The following is a 26,200-nucleotide window of genomic DNA, read 5'->3' as shown; positions in this document are numbered from 1 at the left end:
TTTTCTCTCCTTTAAATAAAGGCTGCACTAATGCAGCCCTTTAACCTTAATTTACCTTTTTCCACCTTACTCCTTGAGGTGTGTCTTCTAAGATTATATTTCTAGCTTTTAAATCATCTCTAATTTTATCTGCTAATGCAAAATCCTTATTTTTTCTAGCCTGTTGTCTTTGCTCTATTAGATTTTCTATTTCTTCTTCTAAACTTCCTTTAGTAGAATTTTGAAGTATTCCTAATGGTTCCCCTAATTCTCTTATTAAGCTTAGCACACTTTCACAAAGCTCCTTTGATGAATCTATTGATACATTAGTATTTATATCTTTTATAAGATCAAAAATAGCTGTAATAGCATCAGCTGTATTAAAGTCATCATCCATTTTTTCTATATATCTTTGTCTATAAACATCTAAAAATTCTAGATAAGCCTTTTCTTTATCACCCATAGACTCTTTTTTAACTTCATCTATTAAGTTTTCTAAATTAGAGATTGCATTATATAACCTTTCTGTTGATGACTTTGCAGATTCAAGAAGTTCATCGCTAAAGTTTAATTGTACTCTATAATGTCCTGATAACATTAAAAACCTTACTACATCAGCATCATATTGTTTTAATATATCTCTTGCTGTTAAAAAGTTATTTAGTGATTTTGACATTTTTTGATTATTTATATTTAAGAAAGCTCCATGTAACCAATATCTAGCGAATGTCTTTCCAGTTAAAGCCTCACTTTGTGCAATTTCATTTTCATGATGAGGGAAAGCTAAATCCATCCCACCAGCATGTATATCTATGGTATCTCCTAATATTTTCTTTGCCATACATGAGCATTCTATATGCCATCCTGGTCTTCCCATGCCCCATGGACTTTCCCAAGCTGGTTCACCCGGCTTTTGCGCCTTCCATAATGCAAAATCCATAGGATCTTCTTTTCTTTCATCTACATTTATTCTTGCTCCAGCCTGTAGATCTTCTAAATTTTGACCAATTAACTTTCCGTATCCTTGGAATTCCTTTGTTCTAAAATAAACATCTCCATCTACTTCATATGCATAGCCTTTCTCAATTAAGCCTTCTACAAACTCTATAATATCAATAATATATTCAGTTGCTCTTGGATTTACTGATGCTCTTTTTATGTTTAATCCATCAGCATCTTTATAATATTCATCTATATATTTGTCTCCAACATTACTAACTGTTGTACCCTCTTCATTTGCCTTTTTTATCATTTTGTCATCTATATCTGTAAAATTTTGAACAAATCTAACCTTATATCCTCTGTACTCTAAATATCTTCTTATAGTATCAAAGATTATGAAAGTTCTACCATTTCCTATATGAAAATAGTTATACACAGTAGGTCCACATACATACATCTTAACCTCGCCTGGTGTTAATGGTACAAATTCTTCTTTTTTTCTAGTTATGCTATTGTAAATCCTCATCTAATTACCTCCTATCTCACAGATAATTTATTTTTCTTAAACTCTTCTCTTACTCTATCTATAACTTCTTCAAATTTTATATTTTCCATATCTGATGATCTTAACTTAAATTCAACTTCTCCATCAACAATTTTCTTACCAACTGTTATTCTCATTGGTATTCCCATAAGATCTGAATCTTTAAATTTAACTCCTGCCCTTTCGTTTCTATCATCTAGTATTGCATCAAAACCTATGGCTTTTAACTCTTCATAGATATTGTTAGCAACTTTCATTTGTTCCTCATCTTTGATATTTACTGGAATAATATTAACATGGTACGGTGCTACAGATAAAGGCCATACTATTCCATTCTCATCATTATGTTGTTCAATTATTGATGCCATTGTTCTTGTTACACCAATTCCATAACACCCCATCATAAATGGTTTTTCCTTACCACTTTCATCTATAAAATTAGCATTCATAGCTTCTGAATATTTTGTTCCTAATTTAAATATATGACCAACTTCTGTTCCTCTTGATATAGTTACTTTACCACCACAAACCGGACAATTTTCACCTTCAGTTATATTTCTGTAATCTCCAACTACACCTTCAAAATCTCTTCCGTAATTTACACCTTCAATGTGGTATCCTGTTTCATTAGCTCCTACAATGAAATTGTACATATTAACAATTTCTTCATCAACTAATAAAGTATCTACTTTTATATTTATAGGACCAGCAAATCCAACTTGTGCATTAGTAGCCTTAAAGACTTCTTCTGGAGTAGCCATATTTAAATTTACTGCTCCACCTAAAGCATTTGAAACTTTAACTTCATTTACTTCTCTATCTCCTCTAACAATTACTGCTACTATTTTACCATCAGCATTATATATTAGAGTTTTTGCAAATTTCTTTTCTGTTGTATTAAAGAATTTAACAAGTTCTTCTATTGTTTTTACATTTGGAGTCTCAGTTTTTATTAATCCCTTTAATTCTTCTGCTTCAGCTCTTTCAACTGTTGCTGGAGCCTTTTCTATATTTGCAGCATAATCACAAGCTGTACAGAATACAACATCGTCTTCTCCTACTTCTGATTTAACCATAAATTCTGCTGAGTTTGAACCTCCAATCGCACCTGAATCAGCTTCAACGCATTTTGCATCTATTCCACATCTATTAAATATTTTTATATATGCTTCGTGCATTTTATTATATGATAAATCTAATCCTTCTTGATTCTTGTCAAAGCTATATGCATCCTTCATTATGAATTCCCTTGATCTCATAACTCCAAATCTTGGTCTTCTTTCATCTCTATACTTAGTTTGTATTTGATAAAGATTTACTGGTAATTGTTTGTATGATTTAATCTCATTTCTTGCAATGTCAGTAAATACTTCTTCATGAGTTGGTCCAAGACAGAAATCTCTGTTATTTCTATCTTTAAGTCTGAACATTTCCTCTCCATAAACATCCCATCTTCCAGACTCTTGCCAAAGTTCTGCTGGTAATACTGCTGAAGCTAAAAATTCTTGTGCTCCTGCACTATTCATTTCCTCTCTTATTATATCTTCCACATTTTTTAAAACCTTTAATCCTAAAGGCATGTAATTATAAATACCTGACGCCATCTTTCTTATCATTCCAGCTCTTAGCATTAACTTATGACTATCTATCTCAGCTTCTGCTGGAACCTCTCTTAATGTTGATATTAACATATTGGACATTTTCATTTCTGCTTCCTCCTATTATTGTTATTAATTTATATTTATTTTCTAATTCATATTGAATATTATTTATTTTAAAATAATAAAAAAAGCCCACCCTAATTAATTAGGGCGAACTTATATCGCGGTACCACCTAAATTTGTTCTCTAAAATGATAACGGTATTAAACCGATAGTTTTTGCCTACAACTCCAAAGCTGGTTCAAATCCTGTTGAAAATCTTACAGCCTATGAATTTTCTCTCTGATTGGCGGATTTTACTATTCTTCTTCACTGTTTTAAGTCTATTAAATTTTAGCTTAATTAATTATATATTCTACTAAAACTTATGTCAATATAGCAAGTTCTGTATTATAATAGCTTTTCTGCAAGTATCAAATCTTCAGGAGTAGTGACTTTTATATTAGTATAATCTCCATTATACAAATATACTTTATTGTTGTAGTGCTCTACTACCATAGTATCATCTGTAACACTTATATTTTCTTCTTTGATTTTCTTATGGCACTCCTTTATAACTTCCAGCTTAAAAACTTGCGGAGTTTGAATTGCAAATAAATCTTTCCTATCTGGAGTATGTTTAGAAAATCCATTTTCGTCTACAACTTTTATTGTGTCCTTTGGCGTGACTCCTGGTGCTGCTGCTCCATAAAGCTTTGCATATTTTATTCCATCTTTAATTATTTTTTCAGATGTAAATGGTCTTGCACCATCATGAATCAATATAATTTCAGAATCATTAATCTCCATTAAAGCATTAAACACTGAATCTTGTCTCTCTTTTCCACCCTCAACTATCATGTCAACCTTTAAGGAGTATATTTCCAATATCTCCCTTTTGCAAAACTCTATTTCATCCTTTGGTAAAACTAAAATTATATTATCTACTTCTTTACAGTTAATAAATTTAGTTAAGGTATAATATAAAATAGGCTTGCCTTTCAACTCTATATATTGCTTACTAATTTTAGAACTCATTCTTTTGCCTTTTCCACCAGCTAAAATTATAGCACTTATCATATTAACACCTACTAACTATTCTTTTGGTTTTGCAAATATCATTCTTCCTGCTGCTGTTTGTAATACTGATGTTACTAGAACAATTATTTGTTCTCCCATGAACTTTCTTCCACCTTCTACAACGATCATTGTCCCATCATCTAAGTACCCAATTCCTTGTGTTGCTTCCTTACCATCTTTAACAACGATAACCTTCATTTCTTCTCCTGGAAGTACAACTGGTTTTATTGCATTTGCTAATTCATTAATATTAAGAACAGGTACACCCTGAAATTCTGCAACTTTATTTAAATTAAAATCATTGGTTACAACTTTTCCCTTAAGAGTTTGAGCAAGTTTTAATAGCTTACTATCAACCTCTTGTATTTCTGGAAAATCTCCCTCCCAAATTTGTGTCTCTATTTCTAGTTCCTTTTGTATCTTATTTAATATATCAAGTCCTCTTCTTCCCCTATTTCTCTTAAGAGAATCTGCTGAATCTGAAATATGCCTAAGTTCGTCTAGTACAAAATTTGGTATAACTAAAGGACCTTCAACAAATCCTGTTTGACATATATCAAATATTCTACCATCAATTATTACAGATGTATCTAACACCTTAGGATTAACTTTGGCTGCTCCTTTTGACTTTTTTTCTTTAATATTATTTTTTCTTAAATTTACAAGAAGATTTGATATATCATCTTTCTTCTCAATAAATATACTTGCAAATATTATTGCAAATATTAGATTTAATAATACAAACAGTATTGGTCCTAACCCATAAAGGCTTATACTATTTAATGGTAGTCCTACAAGAGACGTTAATATTAAAGATATTAAAGCTCCTAAGCCACCATAAAGAAGTTCTGCCGCTGTAAGTCTTTGAATGTTTTTTTCAATATACTCTATAATTTTAACGATAGAGTCATAAATACGTGGTGAAACAAAGTATAGTATAAGTCCAAATAATATAGTTAAAAAAATACGTAATGATATAATTCCAATTGGTTTAGATAAAAAAGATACGTTACTTAAAAAAGTAATAGTTTGTATTAACCCACTAATAATATATCCGCTTATGAAGCCTATTATAGTAAATATAACTCTTATAATCTTTTTTAACATAATGTCACCTCCCTATTATTTTTGTTTTATTTTTAATATCATTTGTGCCTTCTTAAGAAGTTTATATTATTATACCATATAAAGGTATTATCTAAAATGAATAATTATTAAAATCTTATTAATTTAAAATACCCCCTATAAAATAAGATATTTATTAGATATCATTATATTAAAGTTGATTCACTAAATCATTTTAAATTTTATAAGAATAACTATATTTTATAAACAGCCATAAATTTTCTAAGGAGTTGAAGCATATGAAGGACATAATTTTTGATAATTTTCAAAACGATGTTAACGAATCATTACTAAGACATAAAAGTATTTTAGATATAATAACTAAATATAGTGAATCGAGTGCTAGAGTTAACAGAGCCATAGCTAAAGCTGTAACTAATTGTGGTTGTATTAAAATTTCTGCTCAAAAACAAGATATTCCTTCCGAAAATAATGAAGATGATTTTAGCTATACATTAAGTAATCATATTGAAGGAAAACTTTGTAATAATTGTCTTGAAATTATTGAAAGTGAAATTGGAAATAATCTTTTTTATCTTACTTCTTTATGTAATTGTTTAGAGTTAAACTTGTATGATATCTTATTAAAAGAAGAGGATAAAATGAATATTCTAGGTAAATTTACACTTAGATAAACTCAAAGCAGGTTTTTTTAACCTGCTTTTCTATTATCGGCTATTTCCATTAAATTTATACATAATTTTGTTAAATTTCGTTTTTTAAGTATATTTGTTCTTTTATTCTTCTTAATCCATTTCTTATTGCTTTTGCTCTAGCTTCACCTATTCCATCAACTTTATCTAAATCATCAGTATCAGCCTCTATTACATATTTAAGCTCTTTAAAATGTTTTATCAAATTCTCAATTACAGAAACTGGTATCCTTGGAACTTTAAATAATATTCTAAATCCCTTTGGTGAAATTAAAGAGTCAACTAAAGACATCCCTGAGTACCCCAATATTTTAGCTATTAAATCTAAGTCAACTAATTCTTCAGAACTCATTCTCTGAATTTCATTATATATTTCATTAAAGTCCATTCCTTCTTTACAGTAATCTCTTATTAATAAAATTCCATCTCTCTCTATAAACTTTATTAACTCGCTAAGTTGCATTGAAATAAGTCTTCCTTCATTCCCAAGTTCAACTATATATCGTTGTATTTCTTCTACAACCCTCATTACCATTTCGGTTCTTTGTATTGCTGTTACAACATCAAAAATGGTAGTTAAATCCTGAAACTCTAATAGATTCAGATTATTTATTACTCTTTCTAATACATTTACATATTTTTCCAACGTCTGTATTGCTTGATTAGCTCTTGCTAATATAACACTGCTTTCTTGTAATACATATTTTAAATCGCCTTTATAAACAGTAATTATATTTCTTCTTTGAGAAATTGCAACAACTATATTGCCTGTTTGCTTTGCTACTCTATTAGCTGTTCTATGCCTAGTACCAGTTTCATATGTAGTAAGTGTATGATCTGGTACAAGTTGAGCATTAGCACAAATAATTCTTTTTAAATCCCCACTTAAAACTATAGCTCCATCCATCTTAGCTAATTCATAAACATATGCTGGTGAATATTCCGAATTAATATTAAATCCACCATCAACAAGCTTCATTGAGTCTTCACCATCACCAATAACTACTAAGCCACCAGTCTTAGCTCTTAATATGTTTTCTAAACCTTCTCTTAATGCTGTTCCTGGACTCATAAGTTTTAAAATATTTTTTATTTCTTCATCATCTTTTATTCTCATACACTCACCTATTCTGTTAGAATATCTTACTAATAGCCTCTCTTAAATTGCTTACTCCTATTATATTAATAGAATTACTATTAACTTTATCCTTATTTCTTTCTGGAATAATAGCATTCTTAAAGCCCATCTTCTCAGCTTCTTTAATTAGCCTATCGCAAGATGAAACGGGTCTTATCTCACCAGTAAGACCAACCTCTCCAACTATGACCATTCTTTCTAATTTAAATCCAGTATTTTTTACACTTGATAAAAGTGCTAACGCAAGCCCTAAGTCTCCTGTTGTTCCATCTAAACTAAGACCACCAACTACATTTACATATACATCATACTTATAAAATGGCACTCTTAGTTTTTTCTCTAAAACTGCTAATATAAGTCTTAACCTTTGATTATCTATTCCAACAGCGGTTCTACTAGCCATATGCATATTTGTTTCACTAACTAGAGCTTGCATTTCAACAAGAATTGGTCTAGTTCCTTCCATTATGCCTATAACAGCTGATCCCTCTTGATTAAAGTTAGTATCTTCTAAGAATATTCTCGAAGGATCATATATTTCCTTTAATCCTTCTTCAGCCATTTCAAATACACCTATTTCGCTAGTTGTTCCAAAACGATTTTTCATAGTTCTAAGAACTCTAAACTCTTCTGTACGTTCTCCTTCAAAATATAATACCGTATCTACCATATGCTCTAGTACTCTTGGCCCAGCAAGTTCTCCTTGTTTAGTTACATGAGCAACTATAAACAATGGTATATTTTGGTTTTTGCCTATTCTCATTATAGCATTAGAGCATTCCTTTACCTGAGACACACTTCCTGGAGCTGATGTAACAGACTCTTTATAAACAGTTTGTATTGAATCTATTATTACGAAAACAGGCTTTAACTCATTTATGTATGCTTCTATTAAGTCAAGATTAGTTTCTGATAATATATATAGTTGCTCTGCATTAGCTCCTAATCTATCTCCTCTTATTTTAATTTGTTCTTCAGATTCTTCACCAGAAACATATAATACTTTTCCATATGTCCTTGATATTGAATTTGCTGTTTGTAGTAACAATGTTGACTTACCTATTCCAGGATCTCCTGATATTAATGTTAATGACCCTCTTACTAAGCCTCCACCCAAAACCCTATTTAACTCTTTTAAGCCAGTATTATATCGTTGTTTTTCTCCAGATTTAATTTGTCCTATACTCTTTGGCATATTATCTAAAACTCTTATATTATTTACTTTGCTTTTAATTTCTTTTTGAGTTTCTTTTATTTCTTCTACTAAGGTATTCCATTTGTTACAATCTGGACATTTCCCTAACCATTTAGGAGATTCATATCCGCATTCTTGACAAACAAACATGGATTTAATCTTAGCCATAGCATATTACCTACCGATCTTGTTTATTTTTGTATAATAAATAATATTTATTAAAATTACTATAATTAATATATCATAACAATATTATAAAAAACAATTTTTATAAAAAAAAGAATTGTAATTTATAGTATTACAATTCTTTTGTATTCTTATTATTTTAAAATTTAATTTTATAATAATTTTGCTGCTGCTTCATCAATTATAACTACGACATCTCTGTGCATTTGTAACATTGATGCTGGCATATTAGTGCTTATTTTTCCACTTACCATTTCTTTTACAGCTTCTGCTTTTCCTTCTCCACTTGCTATAACTATTATCTTTCTTGATTTCATTATTCCACCAAGTCCCATTGTTAAAGCTTTTGTAGGAACCTCATCTATTGAATTAAAGAATCTAGCATTAGCTTTTATTGTATCTTCTGTTAATCCTGTTAAGTGAGTTCCAGATATTAATACTTCATCTGGCTCATTAAACGCTATATGTCCATTGTTACCTATTCCTAATAATTGAATATCAGTTCCACCTAATTCTGCTATTTTAGTATCATATCTTTTGCATTCCTCTTCTATATTTTCCGCTAATCCATTTGGAACATAAGTTTTAGTTTTATCTATGTTAATATGATTAAATAAATTCTCATTCATGAAATATCTGTAACTTTGAGAATGTTCACCTGATAATCCTATATACTCATCTAAGTTAACAGTGGTGATTTTAGAAAAATCTATTTTTCCTTCTTTATTCATTCTTATTAATTCATTATACATTCCTATTGGAGATCCACCAGTTGCTAAACCTAATACAGCCTTAGGATTGATCTTTATTATCTCTGCCATTTCATCAGCAGCTCTTTTACTTAATTCTTCGTAATTTTTAGTTATTATCACTTTCATCGTATTTTTCCCTCTCTCCTAGATATATTAACTTGCAATATAAATTTATCTGATCTATAAATCGCTTCTTCTAAAAAAATCATTTTGTTATTATGATCATAAGTTTTGCTTACAATCTTTAACATAGGTACTTGTTCATCTACCTCAAATGTATTCTTTAACTCATCATTCATTATTACAGACGCTATTGATGACTTAGAATAATCAACTATGTATCCAAAGCCTTCTAGTATTTTAAATAATGACCCATTAAGCATTTCCTCATCCATGTATCCACAATAATCTACAGGTATAAATACTGTTTCTAAAGCAACGCACTCATCATCAACTATACGCTTTCTTTTTATTTTATATAGTTCATCTAAAGAGAATATATCCGATAAATGCTCTGGAGTATTTATTTTGCAAAATTCAACAACTTCAGATCTTAAATCTTTACCTATTTGCTTTATTATTTCAGTAAAACTCATCATATCTTGTTGTTTAAATGTTTGTTCACATACAAAAGTTCCTTTACCTTTAATTCTTAAAAGAACACCTTCTTGAACTAATTCTCCAATCGCTTGTCTTATGGTCATTCTACTTACACCATAAATTTCACATAACTCTCTTTCACTTGCTATACATTCTCCAGGTTTCCATACACCTTCAGATATTTTTGATATTAAATCATTCTTTAATTGATAATAAACCGGAATCGGACTACTTTTATCTATCATTATTAAGCCTCCTATTAATATTATACAAAATATAGTTATAGATGTCTAGACCAGTTGTATAATTTATTTAAACTGTTATAAAAATAATTTTTTTGCAAAAAATAAGTTTATAAATATCAAGGAGTTGATTCTATGATTAATAAAACTTATTTTTCTAATGTTCAATCTAGGAACATAGTTCGGGATACTACTAAGAAAAATTTATCAGAAGAGTTCTCATCTAGCTATATAGATGTCTCTTTAGATAACATTGTTCTAAATTCTAACCTAGAAGATCAAAATATTATTAAGTAGATTTAATTTATATTTTCCCATTGATATAATACCATATTCTTTATTTTAATAAAATATATGTTAGTTATTGTATTTACCATCAAAATGGTGTAAAATTTATATTAAATAATATTAATTATCTATTGATAATAGCAAAGGAGTGTTTGACTAATGGTTAAAGTTTATAGTACAAATTCTTGTCCATGGTGCGTAAAAGCAAAAAATTATTTAAAATCAGTTAATATTGAATTTGAAGATTTAAATGTACAAGAAGATATGACTGCAAGAGATGAAATGATTAATAAATCAAAGCAAATGGGAGTTCCTGTTTTAGATATAAATGGAACAATTATAGTAGGCTTTGATAAAAAAGCTATAGATTCAGCTTTAAATATCTAATATTAAACATAAAAGAAGATATTTTATTATCTTCCTTTTAAATAAAATAGAGAAGTGAAATTTCACTTCTCTATTTTAATTTATCTTACTAAATTAATTACTGTTGCTTTTGGTCTAGACATAGACTCTATTGAATATCTAATTCCTTGAGTACCAATTCCAGAAGCCTTAACTCCTAGGAATGGGAAATGGTCTGGTCCTCTTTCAGTCTTATTGTTTACTTGTACTGTACCAACCTCTAATCTATCTGCCACATAAAATGCTTCGTTTATATTCTCTGTAAATACAGATGATTGTAATCCATATTCTGACTTATTAGCAATTTCAATAGCTTCATCCTTATCTTTAACTCTTATTATAGGTAAAACTGGTCCAAATGGTTCTTCCCAAGCTAATCTCATATCTGTTGTTACATTATCAAAAAGAGTTGGATAAATCATATTTTCTTCTCTCTTTCCCCCAACAAGTAAATGAGCACCCTTTTCCCTAGCATCATCTATAAGTTCCCAAACAAAATCTGCTGATTTACTATCAATTAGCGGAACTATATCAACATCTTCTTCTAATGGGTTTCCTATTTTTAGCTTTTCAACTCTTTCTTTAACTTTTTCAACTAGTTTATCTGCAACTTCATTTACAACTAGTATTCTTTTCACTGCTGTACATCTTTGTCCTGAATAAGAATATGCTCCTGAAACTATATTAGATGCTGCAAGATCTAAATCAGCATCCTTTAATACTATAGCTGCATCTTTTCCACCAAGCTCCATAAGTAATGGAACCATTGTTGTTATTCTTGATATTCTAGTACCTATTTCTGTACTACCTGTAAAGTTTATAAAATCTATTCCAGGATGTGTAACAATATAGTCACCTATTTCGCTCCCTCTTCCTGTAACAGTATTTAAAACTCCTGCTGGTACTCCAGCTTGCTCAAATACTTTAGCTAGATATAATCCACATAAGCTACCTTGAGTTGCTGGTTTTAAAACTACTGAATTTCCTGCAACTAAAGCTGGTGCTATTTTTGATGCTGCTAAATTTATAGGATAGTTAAATGGAGATATAGCTAAAACTACTCCTAGCGGTTCTCTTGTTACTAAAGATATTTTATTTCTTTTGAAACCAGGGAAGCTATCTCCTGGAATACTTTCTCCAGATAAGTTCTTTGCTGTATCAGCTGTAAATTTTATATAATCTGCAGATCTTAATATTTCTGACTCAGCACTTTTCCTATCTTTTCCAGTTTCTCTCATCATTATATCTGATAATTCTGCTACTCTTTCTACTAGTATATCAGCCGCTTTATAAAGTATTTCTGATCTTTTACTTACAGGGATATTTCTCCAATTCTTTTGCGCCTCTTTTGCACTTTTAATAGCAAAATCAACTTCTTCAGTAGTCATTTCTGGAACCTTTCCAACTAAGCAATTTCCTATTGGTGAATATATCTCTATGAACTTTTCATTTTGGCTAGTAGTCCACTCACCATTTACTAAATTTCTAAATGTTCTTTCCTTACCTTTTATACAACTAAACATCATATCACCTACTTCTTCTTAGCTAGTTCTATCTTATTCTTATCAAAACCAACTATTATTTCACCATCTATATTAATTACAGGTACAGTTCTTTGACCTGAAACTTTAAATACTTCTTCTCTATCTTCATGCTTATCTGCTACATTAATTTCGCTATATTCCCATCCTTTCATTTCAAAAAATCTTTTAGCTTTTATACATGATGGGCACCATGATGTTGAATATATTTTTATCATAATATCTCTCCTTTAATCTTTCTTAATTATTTTTTCTTTTCTACAACATATTTTTCTGCTTGTAATGCTGCTATAGTTCCATCTGCAACAGCAGTTGTTATTTGTCTATATTCCTTTTCTCTAACATCTCCAGCTGCATATATTCCTTCAACATTAGTTCTCATTCCTTCATCAGTCTTAATATATCCATTATGAGTTAAATTTATATAATCTTTAAAATGATCTGTTTTAGGTTCTGTTCCTATGAATCCAAATACCGCATCCATAGGAATTTCTTTTTCAGAGCCATCTTTAGAATTTTTTATTATAGCTTTTTCTACAAAATCATTTCCATCAACATTAACTAAATCTTCATTAAATAAAACTTCTATCTTAGGATGATTCATAACTTCTTCAATTGTTGCTTTTTCACCATTAAAGTAATCATGTCTTCTTATCATAACTACTTTAGTAGCAAATTTAGTTAAAAACAGAGCTTCTTCTAAAGCAGAGTTTCCTCCACCTACAACTCCGACTATTTTTCCTTCGTACATTGCTCCATCACATACCGCACAGTAGTGAACTCCTTTTCCTGAGAACTCTCCTTCATTCGGAATAGGTAACTTCTTCGGAGTAGCCCCAGTTGCTATTATTACTGTTTTGGTTTTATATATATAACTATTTGTTTCAATTATTTTTTCTTCTCTACTGAAATCAACTTTTTCAACCATATCAAATTCATCAATTTCAGCTCCAAGTTCTTCTGCTTGTTGTTGCATTAAATCAGCTAGTTCAGTACCAGAAACCTTTTTGAATCCAGGGTAATTTTCTATTGTATAACTATTCCTAACCTGTCCCCCTAATATTTGATCTTCCAATAAAAGCATATCTAACTTAGCTCTTGTTGCGTATATAGCAGCAGTTAGACCCGCTGGACCACCACCTATTATAATTAACTCTTTATGTTTAATTTCCTTACTCATAGCTCGCTCCTTCTACCCCCCAGGGGTATATTCTTTAATTTAATTATATGCTTCTCTAACCTAAAATGCAACTATTTTTAAATAATAATTTTTATTAATTACTATTTTAAACTTTATTTCTCTTAATATTATTGCTTTTTCTATAGAAATTATTAATAAAAATAAAAAGAAGAGAAGATCTTCCATTTTAAAAATCCCCTCATCTATACTATGATATATGCTTAAAATAAAGTTCCTCTCCATTACAATATACTTCTAAATTGTCTCCACCCTTTATGCATCCTTTTAGCATTTCTTCACTCAATTTATCTTCTAATTCTTTTGTTATTATTCTTCTCAAAGGCCTAGCACCATAATTTATATCTACACCTTTATTTACTAAGAACTCTTTACTTTCTTTATTTAAATTTATTGTTATTTTTCTTTCTTTTAATTTATCTATTGTGTTATTTAGCATTAAATTTACTATTTTTAATATATCACTATTTTTTAATTGATGGAAAACTATAATATCATCAATTCTATTTATAAATTCTGGTTTAAATTGTCTTTTTATTTCTTCCATTATATTTTTTTTCATTTTCTCATATTCATTATCTTCTAAAGTAGCCGAAGTAGAAAATCCAACTATACTTTGCTTTTTAATATCATGAGCTCCTATATTAGATGTCATTATTACAATAGTATTTTTGAAATTTACTACTTTTCCTTTACTGTCCGTTAATCTTCCATCCTCCATTATTTGTAGTAATATATTAAATACATCTTGATGAGCTTTTTCAATTTCATCTAGTAAAATTACTGAATAAGGATTTCTTCTAACAGCCTCTGTTAATTGACCACCATCATCATGTCCTATATATCCTGGTGGAGCTCCAATTAATCTTGAAACTGAATGCTTCTCCATATATTCAGACATATCTATTCTAATTAAATTTTTTTTGTCTCCAAACATTGTTTCTGCCAATGCATTAGACAATTCAGTTTTTCCAACTCCTGTAGGTCCACAAAATATAAATGTTCCTATTGGCCTGTTAGGATCCTTTAATCCTACCCTTGCTCTTCTTACAGCTTTAGCAACAGCCATTACCGCTTCCTTTTGTCCTATTACTCTCTCATGTAATGCCTCTTCTAACCTTAGTAGCTTTTCTGATTCTTGCTCTGTAAGTTTTTCTAATGGAATTTTAGACCAAACAGATACTACCTTTGCTATCTTTTCCCTGTCAACTATATACTTAACATTCTCATTACTATTCCAGTTAATTCTCAAGTTATCTACTTTGTCTTTTAATTCTCTCTCTTTATCTCTTAAATAAGCTGCCTTTTCAAAATCCTGATTTTTTATTGATTCTTCCTTTTCTCTTGCAACTTCTTCTATTTTTATTTGTGTTTCCTTAACATCAGGTGGTGAAGTTAGGTTTTCTATTCTAACTTTTGCAGAAGCTTCATCAATTAAATCTATTGCTTTATCTGGCATAAATCTATCTGTTATATATCTATCTGATAATTCTACTGCCGCCTCTAAAGCTTCATCTTCTATCTGCACCCTATGATGTGATTCATATCTTTCTCTAAGGCCCTTTAATATCTCTAAAGTCTCTTCCTTTGATGGTTCTTCTATATTAACCGGTTGAAATCTTCGTTCTAAAGCTGAATCTTTTTCTATATATTTTCTATATTCATCTATTGTTGTTGCACCTATACATTTTATTTCACCTCTTGCTAAAGCAGGTTTTAAAATGTTAGACGCATCTATGGCACCTTCCGCACCTCCAGCACCAACGATAGTATGAATTTCATCAATAAATATTATTATATTCTGTGAGTTTCTTATCTCATCCATTACTCTTTTTAATCGGTCTTCAAATTCTCCTCTATATTTTGCTCCTGCTATCATTGAAGTCAAATCAAGAGAAATTAATATTTTGTCTTTTAGTATTTCTGGAACATTACCACTTATTATTCTTTGAGCTAACCCCTCTATAACAGCTGTTTTACCTACTCCCGGCTCACCTATTAGACAAGGATTATTTTTAACTCTTCTACACAATATTTCTAATATTCTTTTGTTTTCATCTTCTCTACCTATAACCGGATCTAAATTACCTTCCTTAGCCATAGTAGTAAGATTTCTACCATATTGATTTAGTAGAGGAGTTTTTATATTTTTTTTCTTATCTTTATCATCATTTTTTATATTATCTAACCTTTTTTCATATAAGTAGTTACTTATTTCATTTTTTATTAGATTTAAATTTAGTTTTAAATTTGTAAATATAGTATATGCTACACCTTCAGTATCATCTATTAATGCTAGTAAAATATGTTCTGGGTTTATACAGTTATGATCATATATCCTAGCTTTAATTAGACTATCATCAAATAACCTTTTTGTTTTTGGATTTAGTAGCATTTCTCCTACAGATATATCTATATCTCCAAAACCTAGATAGTCTTCTATAACTTTTCTTACTTTCTCAACTGTAACCCCATTGCTGTACAGTAGTTGTTTTGCATATCCACCTTCTCTTAAAACCCCTAAAAGAACATGCTCAGTTCCTATATATCCATGTTTGAAATATTGTGACTCTTTTTGAGCCTCTACTAATACTAATTGTGCCCTCTCTGTAAATTTCCCAAAAATCATATATACCTCCATACCCTATTGCTAATATTAACAACTATCAGATAAATTTTGGTTTTTAAGTTTATATTACGATAATATAACTGTTATAATTCCCTTAAGTATGTCAGCCCTTAATTTGTTTTTGTATTCACTAGATGATAAAGTTCTATCATTTAAAGATATTTTTATTATTTCATATTCTTTTTCTGTAATATTATTAGTATCTTTTAAATGTTCTAATATAGAAAGGGCATTTCCATATGTTATTGTTTCACCGATGGAATTATTAATTAAAGCTAATCTTTCATCTTTATTATCGTATGTTACTTTCTTTATTACTATGCAACCTCCACCACCTCTTTTACTTTCTATAATATAACCCTTTTCGTAAGTAAATCTTGTGGTTAATACATAATTAATTTGTGATGGTGCACATGAAAATTTATCTGCTAATTCATTTCTTTGAATTAAGACTTGTCTTTTATTTTCTTCACTTATCATATCTTTTATAAAATTCTCTATTGTATCTGAAATTCTTGCCATATTTTCACCTTCTTAAACCATTTTTCAAATTGACCTTCTTTGACTTTTATTATATATTATAAATTTTAATATGTCCATTTTATGATTTTATATATTAAATCAAAAAAGAGAATTATATCGCATATTTTACTTAAACTATATATTAGAGGTGATGGAATATGGAAATTAAGTGGATAGGCAATACTAGCTTTTTAATAAAGAACTCTCTCGGTAAAAGAATTCTTTTAGATCCAATGCAAATATATCCCTATATAGAAAAATATGATTTAAAACCAGATATAATTACATTTAGTCATACTCATAATAATGAAATTATTAATAAGTATATTGATAAGAACTGTACAGTAATAAATTCTTCCTGTTCATTTTCTAATAGTTTTATAAACTTAGAAGGATTTAAAACATTTAAAGATAATATGAATGGATTTAAACGTGGTGAGAACATAATTTATTATTTAAATATTGATAATTTTAAAATTTGTCACTTAGGTTCTTTAGGACATAAATTAGACGACGAATTAATAAATAAATTATCTGAAGTAGATTTTTTATTTATTCCAATAGGTGGCCACTTTTGTTTAGATGGATATTCTGCTGCTAAATTGGCTTTAACTTTAAAACCAAAGTACATAATTCCAATGTGTTTTAAAACTTCATCTGAGTATTTTTATTTGGATGGTCCATATAAATTTTTATCCTCTTTAAAAAATATTTTATCTTATAAATCTAATACAATATATTCTGATGATATGTCATTTAAGGATAAATGCTCCGTTATATTGTTGTCTAACTAAAAAATAAAGAACCGCTAATTTAGCGGTTCTTTATGTAAATTATGCTTGAACTGGAGCTCCTACTGGACAAACATTTGCACAGTTTCCACAATCTATGCAAGTATCCTCATCGATAACGAATTGAGTATCTCCTTGACTTATAGCATCAACTGGACATTCTGCAGCGCAAGCACCACAGTTTACACATGAATCTTCAATTTTAAATGCCATAAAAAGCACCTCCTAGTATTATGAATTTATTTCACAATCTATTTTATCATAAGGACTTAAAATTTAAAAGCCTTAAGAAGAATTTATCTAATATTAGTACTAGACTTTATATTATGCTATATCCTATCTCTTCAATTGAGCTTATTATTTTATCTATAGTTACACTTTTATCATCATATACAATATTTACTTCTTTTTTAGATAAACTTACCTCACAAGCAATTACACCTGCATTTTGTGCTATAGCCTCTCTTACGTTAATTATATCCTCATTTGTATTAATATTAGAAACCTTTAATAAGGATTTCATTTAACTTCCCCCTTTTAATTATCTTTAATAAGATCTTTAATTAAATTTTTGTCCTCTGGTAACTCAATCTCTAATTTTATGTCTGACTCATCTATAGAATCCTCATAACTACCTTCAATAAGTTCAATATCATCTATTTTGAACTCTTCTACTACCTCTTCATCACCTCTTCTATACTTAACCTTTACGCTTTCCTTAACTGTATTATTACTTACTACCTCACCCTTAGCTTCTCCTAAGCTGACAATTGATCCAGCCTTAGGTAGTCTCTTTCTTATATCTTCATACGTACTTTGCTCATAGTTTAAACAGCACATAAGCCTTCCGCATATTCCTGATATCTTAGTTGGGTTTAATGATAAGTTTTGTTCCTTTGCCATCTTTATAGAAACAGATGCAAAGTCTCCTAAGAATGTAGAACAACAAAGTGGTCTTCCACAAGGTCCTAATCCTCCTAACATCTTAGCTTCATCTCTAACACCAATTTGTCTTAATTCTATTCTAGTTTTAAATATAGTAGCTAAATCTTTAACTAGCTCTCTAAAATCTACTCTACCATCTGCTGTAAAATAGAATATAACTTTATTATTATCAAAAGTATACTCTACATCGATTAATTTCATATTTAATCTATGTTCTTCTATTTTCTTTAAACAAATTTCTAAAGCATCTTTTTCCTTTACCTTATTTTCTTTATGTTTATCTATATCTTCTTTTTCAGCAACTCTTATAACACTTTTTAATGGTGCTACTATATCAGTTTCTGGTATTTCTTTAATTCCTATTACACATTCTCCAAACTCTATACCTCTTGCTGTTTCTACAACAACAAAATTACCTTTTTTTACATCAAGTTCACTTGGATCAAAATAGTATATTTTACCGGCTTTCTTAAATCTTACACCTACAACTTTTATCATTATTAAACCTCCATAAATCCTATAAGCATAACTCTAATAGTTAATGAGAAATTTGAATTGCTTAAAAAAGCTTCTCTAGCCTCTCCAATTTTATCAATAATCTTATTGAGTTTCTTATAAGACATTTCAATAGCTAATTCCTTTATATTTTCTATTTTATCCCCATTTATTACTCCATTAATATTACTTACTTCTTTATAGATAATGATATCTCTTATAAAGGAGGCTAAAATGTTTAATATCTCTTCTTTTTTGTCCTTATATAATAATATTTTATCTTCGAAATCTAATAGATTTTTTATATTTCCCTTCACTAATACATATAATAAATCAATTAACATATTTCTTAAATCTTTTAATGAGGAATTTTTTAAAAAATCTTCTGCTTTGCCAGGAATTCCTTCACTATATGCAACAGCAGCATTTATTTCATCATTACTATAGTTTTCAAGTTCCATGCCCTCTATATAAAGTCTCACTTCATCTTTTTTTAATGGAGTAAGCTTATATATTTGACACCTTGATTTTACAGTATCTAATATCAATTCTAAACTTTCGCATAATAAAATAATAAAAACACCCTTTGGTGGTTCCTCTATAGTTTTTAAAAGAGCATTTTGAGCTTGAACCGTTAACTTATTTCCATTATAAATTATAATTATCTTTTTATCGCCTTCAAATGGTTTTTTATTTATCTCATCAACCATTTCTCTTATATCATCTACCCCAAAAGAAGCCTTTTTACACCTATAATTTATAATATCAACATAATTTCTATCTTCATTTCCACCTAAAATATTTATAGCTAATGTTCTAGCTAATTTACTCTTTCCAATACCATCTTCTCCAACTATTATATGTGCATGGGAAATTTCTCCTGATTCTATTCTTTTTTTAAAACTATTAATTATGTTTTTATGTCCGACAAATTGCCCCATTACACCCTCCAATATAATTATATCTTAATGAATTGATCTACATCTATAACAAATATAGTGGCTCCCCCAACTTCAATTTCTATAGGGTATGACATGTACATATCAACATTTCCTGTAATAGGTGTTGGTGTTGTTATGATTTGTTTTCTCGTTTTACAAACTTCTTCTACAACATCTATAACACTTTGAACTTTATCTTTTTCAACTCCTATGATTAAGGTTGTGTTTCCTGCTTTTAAAAAGCCCCCAGTTGACGCTAACTTAGTAACTCTAAACCCAGCTTCTGTAATTGCATCTACTAAATCTAATGCATCATCGTCTTGTACCATAGCTATTACTAATTTCATATTAACCCCTCCCAATAAAATTATACTCCTCTAATAATATTCTATCATAAAAGAGTTCTAATTGAGTAAAAATTTGTCCTATATTATTAATTTTATTCAATGAAATTAATAATTATATCTTTTACAGAGCTAAAAACTTCCTCTATAGATTTTTCCGCATCTACCTTTACAAACTTATCTTTATTAGCTTCATATAGATTATTATATCCTTCTCTAACTCTATAATGAAAATCCATTTTTTCTAAATCTAATCTATTAACTTCTCTATCTTCATTTTTAGTTATTCTTCCCAACCCAACTTCTGGAGATACATCAAATAGTATATTTAAATCTGGCATATATTCTCCTATTGCGAACTTATTTATTTGATATATATCTTCTATACCTATATTTCTAGCATAACCTTGATATGCTAGAGAAGAATATATAAATCTATCGCAAAGAACTATTTTTCCTTTTTCAATTTCTACTATGACTTTTTCTACTAAGTGTTGCCTTCTTGCTGCAGTATATAATAAAGCTTCTGTTTTACTATCCATTTCCGTATTTTTAGTATCTAATATTATTTTTCTTATATCTTCAGATATCTTTATTCCGCCCGGCTCTCTTGTTTTAATACATTCTACATTATTTTGAATTAAATAGTCATACACCATGTCCAAAATTGTGCTTTTACCAGATCCTTCTCCACCTTCAAATACTATAAATTTTCCTCTGTTCATCTGTTATACCTCATACTATTTAAAATTATATTTACTACAAAGCCCTTCTTTAACCTTATCTTTATAATAGTCATATTCAAAATCATCTACAGTTATTGTAGATATCTTTCTATGACAACATTGGCATAATAAGCTCTTTTCTATAATTATATCACTATATATTTCTTTTCTACAAATAATACACTTATTTTCATTTATATCTATTCCCTTTATTAATAGATCCATGTAATCCCATCCTTCTTATAATAATTTTATTATAATTCTCACCTAATAATTGTATTTTTATACTTATTTAAAAAGTTCCATTTAATAAATAATTATTTAAGTTTAAGGGAAAATTAAGAATAAGATAATTTGGGAGGAAGATATTATGAAACAAGAAATGATTTCTTATTTATCAAAATGTAAAGATGATATAAAAAAGTTAAATGATTATTTATATAATAATCCAGAAGATAGCTATAATGAGTACAATAGTTACAATTATATTTGTAAACTACTAACTAATTATGGTTTTGATGTAAAAAAAGAATTTTTAGAAATAAAAACATCATTCTATGCCTCAAAGGGTAATGGACACCCTAAAATATGCTTTTTATGCGAATATGATGCTGTTCCAAATGAAGGCCATTTAACTGGCCATAATTTATTAACATCAACATCAGTTGCAGCAGCTATTTCATTAAGTAATATAATAGATAAAATAGGAGGCTCTGTTGTATTAATAGGCTGTCCTGGTGAGTATCTTGGCGGAACAAAATCAGTAATGGTTAAACAAGGCGTCTTTGACGATATAGATGTAGTTTTGCTTGCACACCCAGATATAATAACATCAGAAAGTGGAAGTTCTTCTGCAGTAGTACCATTAAGTATAAAATTTATAGGCCATGATGGATTAAGCTTTTTGAATAAAGGAGCCTATACATCTTTAGACGGAATTCTTTTAACTTTTAATATATTAAATTCACTACTAAGGGGTTTTCCTGAAGATGTAGAAGTAAACTCTATCTTGTCTAATGGAGGCTTTACTCCTTTATTGTTACCTATAGAATCTGAAGCTAAATTTTATATAAGAAGCAAAGAAATGGATTTAGCCAAAATAGCAGAAAATAAATTAAGAGAAATTGCAATTTATGTTTCAAAACTTATAAGATTGCAATATTCTATTTCATTATATGAACCTGAAAATGAAGAGCTAATAACTAATAGAACATTAAATAGGTTATTTAGTCATAATTTAAAAGAAAGTGGAATAATAAATATCTCTGGTCCTAGAGATATTTATTCAGGATTAAGTTTAGGTATCGTTAGTAAAAGAGTTCCTTGTATTCATCCATATATATCTATAGTTAATAATGATAATATAAAATATGGAACAAAAGAATTTTGCAATGCTACAATATCTGATTATGCTTTTGAAGAAGCTATGAAAGCAGCCTTGTCATTGTCATTTACTGGATATGATATTATACTTAATGAAAATCTTCTTTCAGAAGTAAAAAATGAATTCTATAAAAAATAGGCTGTATCCCAGCCTATTTTTTATATTATTTCTCTTCTAATTAATCTACATTTTAATTCACCATGTTTTATTATCCTACTAATAAATTTATCACTTGGTTGAAATTTTATTCTTTCTATATTATTACCACTTTTATAAACACAATAGTATGATTTTGAAAAAATTCTATTACATAAATACCTTTTAGATCTTCTTAAAAATTGATACTCTTTAGGCATTAATGACTTTTCACCTATGTACAATATATCAGACATCTTTATGCTCTCTAGATTTTTTTCTTCCTTATTCCTTATTAAATTTATTATTAGCTTGTCTGCTATAATAGCATACTTATATGATACTGAGCAGCTTTTAATTTCTTTAATAATTAAAATTATAGTTATTAATACTAAAGCAATATTAACGATATGACCAATGATATGTCTATTATATTTTGATCTCTCTATAGCCTCAGCTAAATATAACATAGCTGTAACTGTAAATAAAACAACTACAATTGCTGGCACTCTTTTTTTAGCAATAATTTCTCTATGCATCATTTCTTTATTAATCCCCCGTTACGACATTACTTCTATTCATTAAAGCAATACTGAGATTATACTAATTATTTAAGTTTTTATCCACATTAAAATTTATTAATTAATGATTATATTTTTATCATTATTTTAATTTGTGTTGAATTATTTAATTCATATGCACTTTTACTATGAATATCTTCAATTATCTATATTATCAAATATTTAAAATAAAAATTTACTTATTATGTTACAAAAACATATATTAATAGTATAATTAGTTTTGTAATCTACTTAAGGAGGTCCTTTATGATACAAATTTATAAAAGTATTAGTGAACAAAATCCTTCATTAAAAGTTCTAGATAATTTAGAACCTGGTTGTTGGATTAACATTGTAGCTCCTTCTGATGAAGAATTAATTCTAATTTCAAAAAAGACTGGAGTTCCATTATCATTTTTAAAAGCTCCATTAGACGATGAAGAAACTTCTCGTATAGATATAGAAGATGATTGTTTACTAGTAGTTGTGGATATACCTTTTACTGAAATGGAAGATAATTCTCTTACATATGATACATATCCACTAGCTATAATTCATACAGAGAAACAAATTATCACTGTGTGCTTAAAGAACAGTCGTATTTTGACAGATTTCGTAAATGGTAGAGTGAAATCATTTTATTCTTTTAAAAAATCTAGATTTATATTGCAAATATTAAGTAAAATATCAACTGCATATTTAATTTACTTAAGACAAATTGATAAGAAAAGCTTAATGATAGAGAAAAGGCTACATAAATCAATGAAAAATAGAGAGCTTATTCAACTACACTCTCTAGAAAAATCTCTAGTTTACTTTTCTACATCACTTAAAGCAAATGAAATTACCTTAGAAAAAATGCTGAAATTAGATATAATGCAAAAATATGAGGAAGATCAAGATGTATTAGAGGATGTTATTATTGAAAATAAACAAGCTATAGAAATGACAGAGATATACAGTAACATACTTGCAAGTACCATGGACTTTTTCGCTTCTGTTATTTCAAATAACTTAAATATAGTTATGAAAGTTTTAGCCTCTGTTACAATACTAATGGCTATCCCAACCGTTATAGGTGGAATATTTGGAATGAACTTTATAAAAATGCCACTTATAAATAATACTTATGGTTTTGAAATAACAATGATTATAACCTTAGTATTAACTTTTGGAACTGCTTACATATTATATAGAAAAGATATGTTTTCTTAAAAATAAAGCTAGCTTTAAGTCACTAGCTTTATTTTTTTATAGTATATTAAGTATATAAATAATTTTAAGCAGGTGTTTTTTATTGTCAAAATTAAAACCATTAAATATTTCATCTACAATAGGAATTATAGCTCCAGCATCCCCCGAAGACAAAGAGTTTATAGATGAAAAAATAAGCAACTTTCAAAAACTAGGCTTTAGAATAAAAAAGGGAAAACATTTATATAGCTCTTATGGATATTTAGCCGGTAACGATAAAGATCGTGCAGAAGATTTAAACTTAATGTTTGCAGATAAAGATATAGACGCAATAGTTTGTCTTAGAGGTGGATATGGTTCCATACGAATGGCTCCATATTTAGATTTAAATCTTATAAAAAATAATCCTAAACCCTTTTGTGGATATAGTGATATAACATTACTATTAAACTATCTTGCAAAAGCTTGCAAATTAACTACATTTCATAGCCCAATGATAACTTCAAATTTTAATGACATTATAACAAAAGAGTATTTTATAAAAGTACTTACAAATAAAGACCCTAAAATTATCTATAATCTAAAAGAGATTTGTTCTGATAATTATTTTGTATGGAATGAAAAAAATTTTGAAGGTAATTTAGTAGGAGGTAATTTATCAATAATTTGCTCAACTATTGGAACACCTTATGAGATAGATTTCAAAGGTAATATTCTTTTTATTGAAGATGTTGATGAAAGTCCTTATTCTGTAGATAGAATGTTATCTCAACTTATCTCTTGTGGAAAACTTCAAAAGGTTTGTGGAATAATATTAGGACATTTTACAGATTGTACTAATAAAGATAGCGATTTCTCTATAAACGATATTATTAAACAAAAATTAGTGCCATTAAATATACCAATTATTGAAAGCTTCCCCCTTGGGCATGATTATCCTAATATAACAATACCAATAGGTGCAAAATTTGAATTTTTATCTAGCAGTAATTTACTTATGCAAAAAAAATTGTTTTTCAAATAAAAAAATCCTACAAGTAAAACTTGTAGGATTTTTTTGGAGGCGCCACCCGGATTTGAACCGGGGAATAAAGGTTTTGCAGACCTCTGCCTTACCACTTGGCTATAGCGCCATACCTGGTGGCTCGACCAGGAATCGAACCAGGGACACGAGGATTTTCAGTCCTCTGCTCTACCGACTGAGCTATCGAGCCATATATAACCTGGCGACGTTCTACTCTCCCACACAGTTTCCCATGCAGTACCATCGACGCTGTAGAGCTTAACTTTCCTGTTCGGAATGGAAAGGAGTGTTTCCTCTACGCCATCATCACCAGATATCAGAGTGTTCTCTGAAAATTGCACATGAATTATTGCCAAAATCTTTTAATTATTGGTCAAGCCCTCGACCTATTAGTATCAGTCAGCTAAATATGTTACCACACTTACACCTCTGACCTATCAACCTTGTGTTCTTCAAGGGGTCTTACTAGCTTATGCTATGGGAAATCTCATCTTGAGGGGGGCTTCACGCTTAGATGCTTTCAGCGTTTATCCCTTCCCGACTTAGCTACCCAGCCATGCTCTTGGCAGAACAACTGGTGCACCATAGGTCAGTCCATCCCGGTCCTCTCGTACTAAGGACAGCTCCTCTCAAATTTCCTACGCCCGCGACGGATAGGGACCGAACTGTCTCACGACGTTCTGAACCCAGCTCGCGTGCCGCTTTAATGGGCGAACAGCCCAACCCTTGGGACCTACTACAGCCCCAGGATGCGACGAGCCGACATCGAGGTGCCAAACCTCCCCGTCGATGTGGACTCTTGGGGGAGATCAGCCTGTTATCCCCGAGGTAGCTTTTATCCGTTGAGCGATGGCCCTCCCACGAGGTACCACCGGATCACTAAGCCCGACTTTCGTCCCTGCTCCACTTGTGGGTGTCGCAGTCAGGCTCCCTTCTGCCTTTGCACTCTTCGAACGATTTCCGACCGTTCTGAGGGAACCTTTGGGCGCCTCCGTTACTTTTT

29 protein-coding genes, 2 tRNA genes and 2 rRNA genes (1 of these 33 cut by a window edge) are annotated in these 26,200 nt (G+C 29.4%); 7 read left to right on the top strand and 26 right to left on the bottom strand.

Annotated features, from left to right (window positions below; all coding sequences use genetic code 11):
* Positions 1-46 precede the first annotated feature (46 nt).
* The 4 genes from cysS to ACH36K_RS03050 form a co-directional block, all read right to left on the bottom strand.
* Positions 47-1,447, bottom strand: coding sequence for a cysteine--tRNA ligase (gene cysS, locus ACH36K_RS03065; protein WP_411169512.1), 1,401 nt, complete (start codon positions 1,445-1,447; stop codon positions 47-49).
* Between the two features lie 11 nt (positions 1,448-1,458).
* A complete protein-coding gene (locus tag ACH36K_RS03060) occupies positions 1,459-3,171 on the bottom strand; it encodes a proline--tRNA ligase (protein ID WP_411169511.1) in 1,713 nt (570 codons plus the stop codon).
* 345 nt (positions 3,172-3,516) lie between these two features.
* Positions 3,517-4,185 carry a 2-C-methyl-D-erythritol 4-phosphate cytidylyltransferase gene (gene ispD / locus ACH36K_RS03055; RefSeq protein WP_411169510.1) on the bottom strand — a complete coding sequence of 223 codons (669 nt, stop codon included), beginning with the start codon at positions 4,183-4,185 and terminating at the stop codon, positions 3,517-3,519.
* Positions 4,186-4,200: 15 nt separating this feature from the next.
* Positions 4,201-5,292, bottom strand: a complete 1,092-nt coding sequence (locus ACH36K_RS03050; protein ID WP_411169509.1) for a PIN/TRAM domain-containing protein — start codon at positions 5,290-5,292, stop codon at positions 4,201-4,203.
* Between the two features lie 257 nt (positions 5,293-5,549).
* Here ACH36K_RS03050 and ACH36K_RS03045 point away from each other — a divergent pair, with 257 nt between their 5' ends.
* Positions 5,550-5,945: a DUF1573 domain-containing protein gene (locus tag ACH36K_RS03045; RefSeq protein WP_411169508.1), complete on the top strand. Its 396-nt coding sequence runs from the start codon at positions 5,550-5,552 to the stop codon at positions 5,943-5,945.
* A 70-nt stretch (positions 5,946-6,015) separates the two neighbouring features.
* Here the strand turns inward: ACH36K_RS03045 and disA are convergent, their stop codons facing one another.
* The 4 genes from disA to ACH36K_RS03025 all read right to left on the bottom strand — a co-directional run bounded on the left by disA (position 6,016) and on the right by ACH36K_RS03025 (position 10,079).
* On the bottom strand, positions 6,016-7,080 hold the full coding sequence (gene disA, locus ACH36K_RS03040; RefSeq protein ID WP_411169507.1) for a DNA integrity scanning diadenylate cyclase DisA: 1,065 nt from the start codon (positions 7,078-7,080) through the stop codon (positions 6,016-6,018).
* Between the two features lie 16 nt (positions 7,081-7,096).
* Positions 7,097-8,464 (bottom strand): DNA repair protein RadA, encoded by a 1,368-nt coding sequence (radA, locus tag ACH36K_RS03035; RefSeq protein WP_411169506.1) that lies wholly within the window; start codon positions 8,462-8,464, stop codon positions 7,097-7,099.
* 170 nt (positions 8,465-8,634) lie between these two features.
* Entirely contained in the window at positions 8,635-9,360 is a 726-nt protein-coding gene (gene nagB / locus ACH36K_RS03030) for a glucosamine-6-phosphate deaminase (protein ID WP_411169505.1), read from the bottom strand.
* Positions 9,357-10,079 carry a GntR family transcriptional regulator gene (locus ACH36K_RS03025; protein ID WP_411169504.1) on the bottom strand — a complete coding sequence of 241 codons (723 nt, stop codon included), beginning with the start codon at positions 10,077-10,079 and terminating at the stop codon, positions 9,357-9,359. The genes nagB and ACH36K_RS03025 overlap by 4 nt, the downstream gene beginning before the upstream one ends.
* Before the next feature lie 132 nt (positions 10,080-10,211).
* Between ACH36K_RS03025 and ACH36K_RS03020 the strand changes: the two genes are divergently transcribed.
* Both ACH36K_RS03020 and ACH36K_RS03015 read left to right on the top strand, forming a co-directional pair.
* Positions 10,212-10,373: a hypothetical protein gene (locus ACH36K_RS03020; protein WP_411169503.1), complete on the top strand. Its 162-nt coding sequence runs from the start codon at positions 10,212-10,214 to the stop codon at positions 10,371-10,373.
* 150 nt (positions 10,374-10,523) lie between these two features.
* Positions 10,524-10,751: a glutaredoxin family protein gene (locus tag ACH36K_RS03015; protein ID WP_411169502.1), complete on the top strand. Its 228-nt coding sequence runs from the start codon at positions 10,524-10,526 to the stop codon at positions 10,749-10,751.
* Between the two features lie 80 nt (positions 10,752-10,831).
* Here the strand turns inward: ACH36K_RS03015 and ACH36K_RS03010 are convergent, their stop codons facing one another.
* The 6 genes from ACH36K_RS03010 to ACH36K_RS02985 form a co-directional block, all read right to left on the bottom strand.
* Positions 10,832-12,292: an NADP-dependent glyceraldehyde-3-phosphate dehydrogenase gene (locus ACH36K_RS03010; protein WP_411170648.1), complete on the bottom strand. Its 1,461-nt coding sequence runs from the start codon at positions 12,290-12,292 to the stop codon at positions 10,832-10,834.
* Positions 12,293-12,300: 8 nt separating this feature from the next.
* A complete protein-coding gene (locus ACH36K_RS03005) occupies positions 12,301-12,528 on the bottom strand; it encodes a glutaredoxin family protein (protein ID WP_322412497.1) in 228 nt (75 codons plus the stop codon).
* Between the two features lie 26 nt (positions 12,529-12,554).
* Positions 12,555-13,490 carry a thioredoxin-disulfide reductase gene (trxB, locus tag ACH36K_RS03000; RefSeq protein ID WP_411169501.1) on the bottom strand — a complete coding sequence of 312 codons (936 nt, stop codon included), beginning with the start codon at positions 13,488-13,490 and terminating at the stop codon, positions 12,555-12,557.
* A 60-nt stretch (positions 13,491-13,550) separates the two neighbouring features.
* Positions 13,551-13,676 carry a hypothetical protein gene (locus ACH36K_RS02995; protein WP_322379428.1) on the bottom strand — a complete coding sequence of 42 codons (126 nt, stop codon included), beginning with the start codon at positions 13,674-13,676 and terminating at the stop codon, positions 13,551-13,553.
* A 22-nt stretch (positions 13,677-13,698) separates the two neighbouring features.
* Positions 13,699-16,137 carry an ATP-dependent Clp protease ATP-binding subunit gene (locus ACH36K_RS02990; RefSeq protein ID WP_411169500.1) on the bottom strand — a complete coding sequence of 813 codons (2,439 nt, stop codon included), beginning with the start codon at positions 16,135-16,137 and terminating at the stop codon, positions 13,699-13,701.
* Positions 16,138-16,203: 66 nt separating this feature from the next.
* Positions 16,204-16,659 carry a CtsR family transcriptional regulator gene (locus ACH36K_RS02985; protein ID WP_411169499.1) on the bottom strand — a complete coding sequence of 152 codons (456 nt, stop codon included), beginning with the start codon at positions 16,657-16,659 and terminating at the stop codon, positions 16,204-16,206.
* A 158-nt stretch (positions 16,660-16,817) separates the two neighbouring features.
* Here ACH36K_RS02985 and ACH36K_RS02980 point away from each other — a divergent pair, with 158 nt between their 5' ends.
* Positions 16,818-17,453 (top strand): MBL fold metallo-hydrolase, encoded by a 636-nt coding sequence (locus tag ACH36K_RS02980; RefSeq protein ID WP_411169498.1) that lies wholly within the window; start codon positions 16,818-16,820, stop codon positions 17,451-17,453.
* 39 nt (positions 17,454-17,492) lie between these two features.
* Here the strand turns inward: ACH36K_RS02980 and ACH36K_RS02975 are convergent, their stop codons facing one another.
* The 7 genes from ACH36K_RS02975 to ACH36K_RS02945 all read right to left on the bottom strand — a co-directional run bounded on the left by ACH36K_RS02975 (position 17,493) and on the right by ACH36K_RS02945 (position 21,125).
* Positions 17,493-17,663 carry a DUF362 domain-containing protein gene (locus ACH36K_RS02975; RefSeq protein WP_322458838.1) on the bottom strand — a complete coding sequence of 57 codons (171 nt, stop codon included), beginning with the start codon at positions 17,661-17,663 and terminating at the stop codon, positions 17,493-17,495.
* Between the two features lie 106 nt (positions 17,664-17,769).
* The gene (locus ACH36K_RS02970; protein ID WP_322458837.1) at positions 17,770-17,973 is read right to left on the bottom strand and encodes a heavy-metal-associated domain-containing protein; all 204 of its coding nucleotides are present in this window, start codon (positions 17,971-17,973) and stop codon (positions 17,770-17,772) included.
* A 14-nt stretch (positions 17,974-17,987) separates the two neighbouring features.
* Positions 17,988-18,893 (bottom strand): stage 0 sporulation family protein, encoded by a 906-nt coding sequence (locus ACH36K_RS02965; protein WP_411169497.1) that lies wholly within the window; start codon positions 18,891-18,893, stop codon positions 17,988-17,990.
* Between the two features lie 2 nt (positions 18,894-18,895).
* Positions 18,896-19,831, bottom strand: coding sequence for a DNA polymerase III subunit delta' (locus ACH36K_RS02960; protein ID WP_411169496.1), 936 nt, complete (start codon positions 19,829-19,831; stop codon positions 18,896-18,898).
* A 17-nt stretch (positions 19,832-19,848) separates the two neighbouring features.
* Positions 19,849-20,178, bottom strand: coding sequence for a cyclic-di-AMP receptor (locus ACH36K_RS02955; RefSeq protein ID WP_322413024.1), 330 nt, complete (start codon positions 20,176-20,178; stop codon positions 19,849-19,851).
* 92 nt (positions 20,179-20,270) lie between these two features.
* The gene (gene tmk / locus ACH36K_RS02950; RefSeq protein WP_322458713.1) at positions 20,271-20,900 is read right to left on the bottom strand and encodes a dTMP kinase; all 630 of its coding nucleotides are present in this window, start codon (positions 20,898-20,900) and stop codon (positions 20,271-20,273) included.
* Between the two features lie 15 nt (positions 20,901-20,915).
* On the bottom strand, positions 20,916-21,125 hold the full coding sequence (locus ACH36K_RS02945) for a sigma factor G inhibitor Gin (protein WP_411169495.1): 210 nt from the start codon (positions 21,123-21,125) through the stop codon (positions 20,916-20,918).
* 145 nt (positions 21,126-21,270) lie between these two features.
* Here ACH36K_RS02945 and ACH36K_RS02940 point away from each other — a divergent pair, with 145 nt between their 5' ends.
* Positions 21,271-22,422: a M20 family peptidase gene (locus ACH36K_RS02940; protein WP_411169494.1), complete on the top strand. Its 1,152-nt coding sequence runs from the start codon at positions 21,271-21,273 to the stop codon at positions 22,420-22,422.
* A gap of 20 nt (positions 22,423-22,442) precedes the next feature.
* On the opposite strand, the gene ACH36K_RS02935 is transcribed toward ACH36K_RS02940, so the two are convergent.
* A complete protein-coding gene (locus ACH36K_RS02935) occupies positions 22,443-22,961 on the bottom strand; it encodes a hypothetical protein (RefSeq protein ID WP_411169493.1) in 519 nt (172 codons plus the stop codon).
* 285 nt (positions 22,962-23,246) lie between these two features.
* Here ACH36K_RS02935 and ACH36K_RS02930 point away from each other — a divergent pair, with 285 nt between their 5' ends.
* Both ACH36K_RS02930 and ACH36K_RS02925 read left to right on the top strand, forming a co-directional pair.
* Positions 23,247-24,194, top strand: coding sequence for a magnesium transporter CorA family protein (locus ACH36K_RS02930; protein WP_411169492.1), 948 nt, complete (start codon positions 23,247-23,249; stop codon positions 24,192-24,194).
* Between the two features lie 82 nt (positions 24,195-24,276).
* The gene (locus ACH36K_RS02925; protein ID WP_322381985.1) at positions 24,277-25,197 is read left to right on the top strand and encodes an LD-carboxypeptidase; all 921 of its coding nucleotides are present in this window, start codon (positions 24,277-24,279) and stop codon (positions 25,195-25,197) included.
* A 34-nt stretch (positions 25,198-25,231) separates the two neighbouring features.
* On the opposite strand, the gene ACH36K_RS02920 is transcribed toward ACH36K_RS02925, so the two are convergent.
* From ACH36K_RS02920 to ACH36K_RS02905, 4 genes are all read right to left on the bottom strand, one after another.
* A tRNA-Cys gene (locus tag ACH36K_RS02920) sits at positions 25,232-25,306 on the bottom strand.
* Between the two features lie 5 nt (positions 25,307-25,311).
* Positions 25,312-25,387 (bottom strand) — tRNA-Phe (locus ACH36K_RS02915).
* A gap of 7 nt (positions 25,388-25,394) precedes the next feature.
* Positions 25,395-25,511, bottom strand: a 5S ribosomal RNA gene (rrf, locus tag ACH36K_RS02910).
* A 55-nt stretch (positions 25,512-25,566) separates the two neighbouring features.
* Positions 25,567-26,200 (bottom strand): 23S ribosomal RNA (locus ACH36K_RS02905); it runs 2,273 nt beyond the window's last position.

This window comes from Clostridium sp. MB05 (assembly GCF_046581255.1).
Classification (GTDB): Bacteria; Bacillota; Clostridia; order Clostridiales; family Clostridiaceae; genus Clostridium.
Note: the sequence above shows the minus strand (reverse complement) of the source record. Positions and strands in the feature narration are given on the sequence as shown.

Coding starts and splice junctions, on each gene's coding strand:
- ACH36K_RS03015 (WP_411169502.1), top strand. CDS start 10,524: ATGGTTAAAGTTTATAGTACAAATTCTTGTCCATGGTGCGTAAAAGCA.
- ACH36K_RS03045 (WP_411169508.1), top strand. CDS start 5,550: ATGAAGGACATAATTTTTGATAATTTTCAAAACGATGTTAACGAATCA.
- ACH36K_RS02965 (WP_411169497.1), bottom strand. CDS start 18,893: ATGATAAAAGTTGTAGGTGTAAGATTTAAGAAAGCCGGTAAAATATAC.
- ACH36K_RS03050 (WP_411169509.1), bottom strand. CDS start 5,292: ATGTTAAAAAAGATTATAAGAGTTATATTTACTATAATAGGCTTCATA.
- ACH36K_RS02940 (WP_411169494.1), top strand. CDS start 21,271: ATGAAACAAGAAATGATTTCTTATTTATCAAAATGTAAAGATGATATA.
- ACH36K_RS02985 (WP_411169499.1), bottom strand. CDS start 16,659: ATGGCAAGAATTTCAGATACAATAGAGAATTTTATAAAAGATATGATA.
- ACH36K_RS03005 (WP_322412497.1), bottom strand. CDS start 12,528: ATGATAAAAATATATTCAACATCATGGTGCCCATCATGTATAAAAGCT.
- ACH36K_RS02935 (WP_411169493.1), bottom strand. CDS start 22,961: ATGATGCATAGAGAAATTATTGCTAAAAAAAGAGTGCCAGCAATTGTA.
- ACH36K_RS02960 (WP_411169496.1), bottom strand. CDS start 19,831: ATGGGGCAATTTGTCGGACATAAAAACATAATTAATAGTTTTAAAAAA.
- disA (WP_411169507.1), bottom strand. CDS start 7,080: ATGAGAATAAAAGATGATGAAGAAATAAAAAATATTTTAAAACTTATG.
- cysS (WP_411169512.1), bottom strand. CDS start 1,447: ATGAGGATTTACAATAGCATAACTAGAAAAAAAGAAGAATTTGTACCA.
- ACH36K_RS02970 (WP_322458837.1), bottom strand. CDS start 17,973: ATGAAATCCTTATTAAAGGTTTCTAATATTAATACAAATGAGGATATA.
- tmk (WP_322458713.1), bottom strand. CDS start 20,900: ATGAACAGAGGAAAATTTATAGTATTTGAAGGTGGAGAAGGATCTGGT.
- ACH36K_RS02945 (WP_411169495.1), bottom strand. CDS start 21,125: ATGGATCTATTAATAAAGGGAATAGATATAAATGAAAATAAGTGTATT.
- trxB (WP_411169501.1), bottom strand. CDS start 13,490: ATGAGTAAGGAAATTAAACATAAAGAGTTAATTATAATAGGTGGTGGT.
- nagB (WP_411169505.1), bottom strand. CDS start 9,360: ATGAAAGTGATAATAACTAAAAATTACGAAGAATTAAGTAAAAGAGCT.
- ACH36K_RS02990 (WP_411169500.1), bottom strand. CDS start 16,137: ATGATTTTTGGGAAATTTACAGAGAGGGCACAATTAGTATTAGTAGAG.
- ACH36K_RS03020 (WP_411169503.1), top strand. CDS start 10,212: ATGATTAATAAAACTTATTTTTCTAATGTTCAATCTAGGAACATAGTT.
- ACH36K_RS02980 (WP_411169498.1), top strand. CDS start 16,818: ATGGAAATTAAGTGGATAGGCAATACTAGCTTTTTAATAAAGAACTCT.
- ACH36K_RS03060 (WP_411169511.1), bottom strand. CDS start 3,171: ATGAAAATGTCCAATATGTTAATATCAACATTAAGAGAGGTTCCAGCA.
- ACH36K_RS02955 (WP_322413024.1), bottom strand. CDS start 20,178: ATGAAATTAGTAATAGCTATGGTACAAGACGATGATGCATTAGATTTA.
- radA (WP_411169506.1), bottom strand. CDS start 8,464: ATGGCTAAGATTAAATCCATGTTTGTTTGTCAAGAATGCGGATATGAA.
- ACH36K_RS02995 (WP_322379428.1), bottom strand. CDS start 13,676: ATGGAAGATCTTCTCTTCTTTTTATTTTTATTAATAATTTCTATAGAA.
- ispD (WP_411169510.1), bottom strand. CDS start 4,185: ATGATAAGTGCTATAATTTTAGCTGGTGGAAAAGGCAAAAGAATGAGT.
- ACH36K_RS02975 (WP_322458838.1), bottom strand. CDS start 17,663: ATGGCATTTAAAATTGAAGATTCATGTGTAAACTGTGGTGCTTGCGCT.
- ACH36K_RS03010 (WP_411170648.1), bottom strand. CDS start 12,292: ATGTTTAGTTGTATAAAAGGTAAGGAAAGAACATTTAGAAATTTAGTA.
- ACH36K_RS03025 (WP_411169504.1), bottom strand. CDS start 10,079: ATGATAGATAAAAGTAGTCCGATTCCGGTTTATTATCAATTAAAGAAT.
- ACH36K_RS02930 (WP_411169492.1), top strand. CDS start 23,247: ATGATACAAATTTATAAAAGTATTAGTGAACAAAATCCTTCATTAAAA.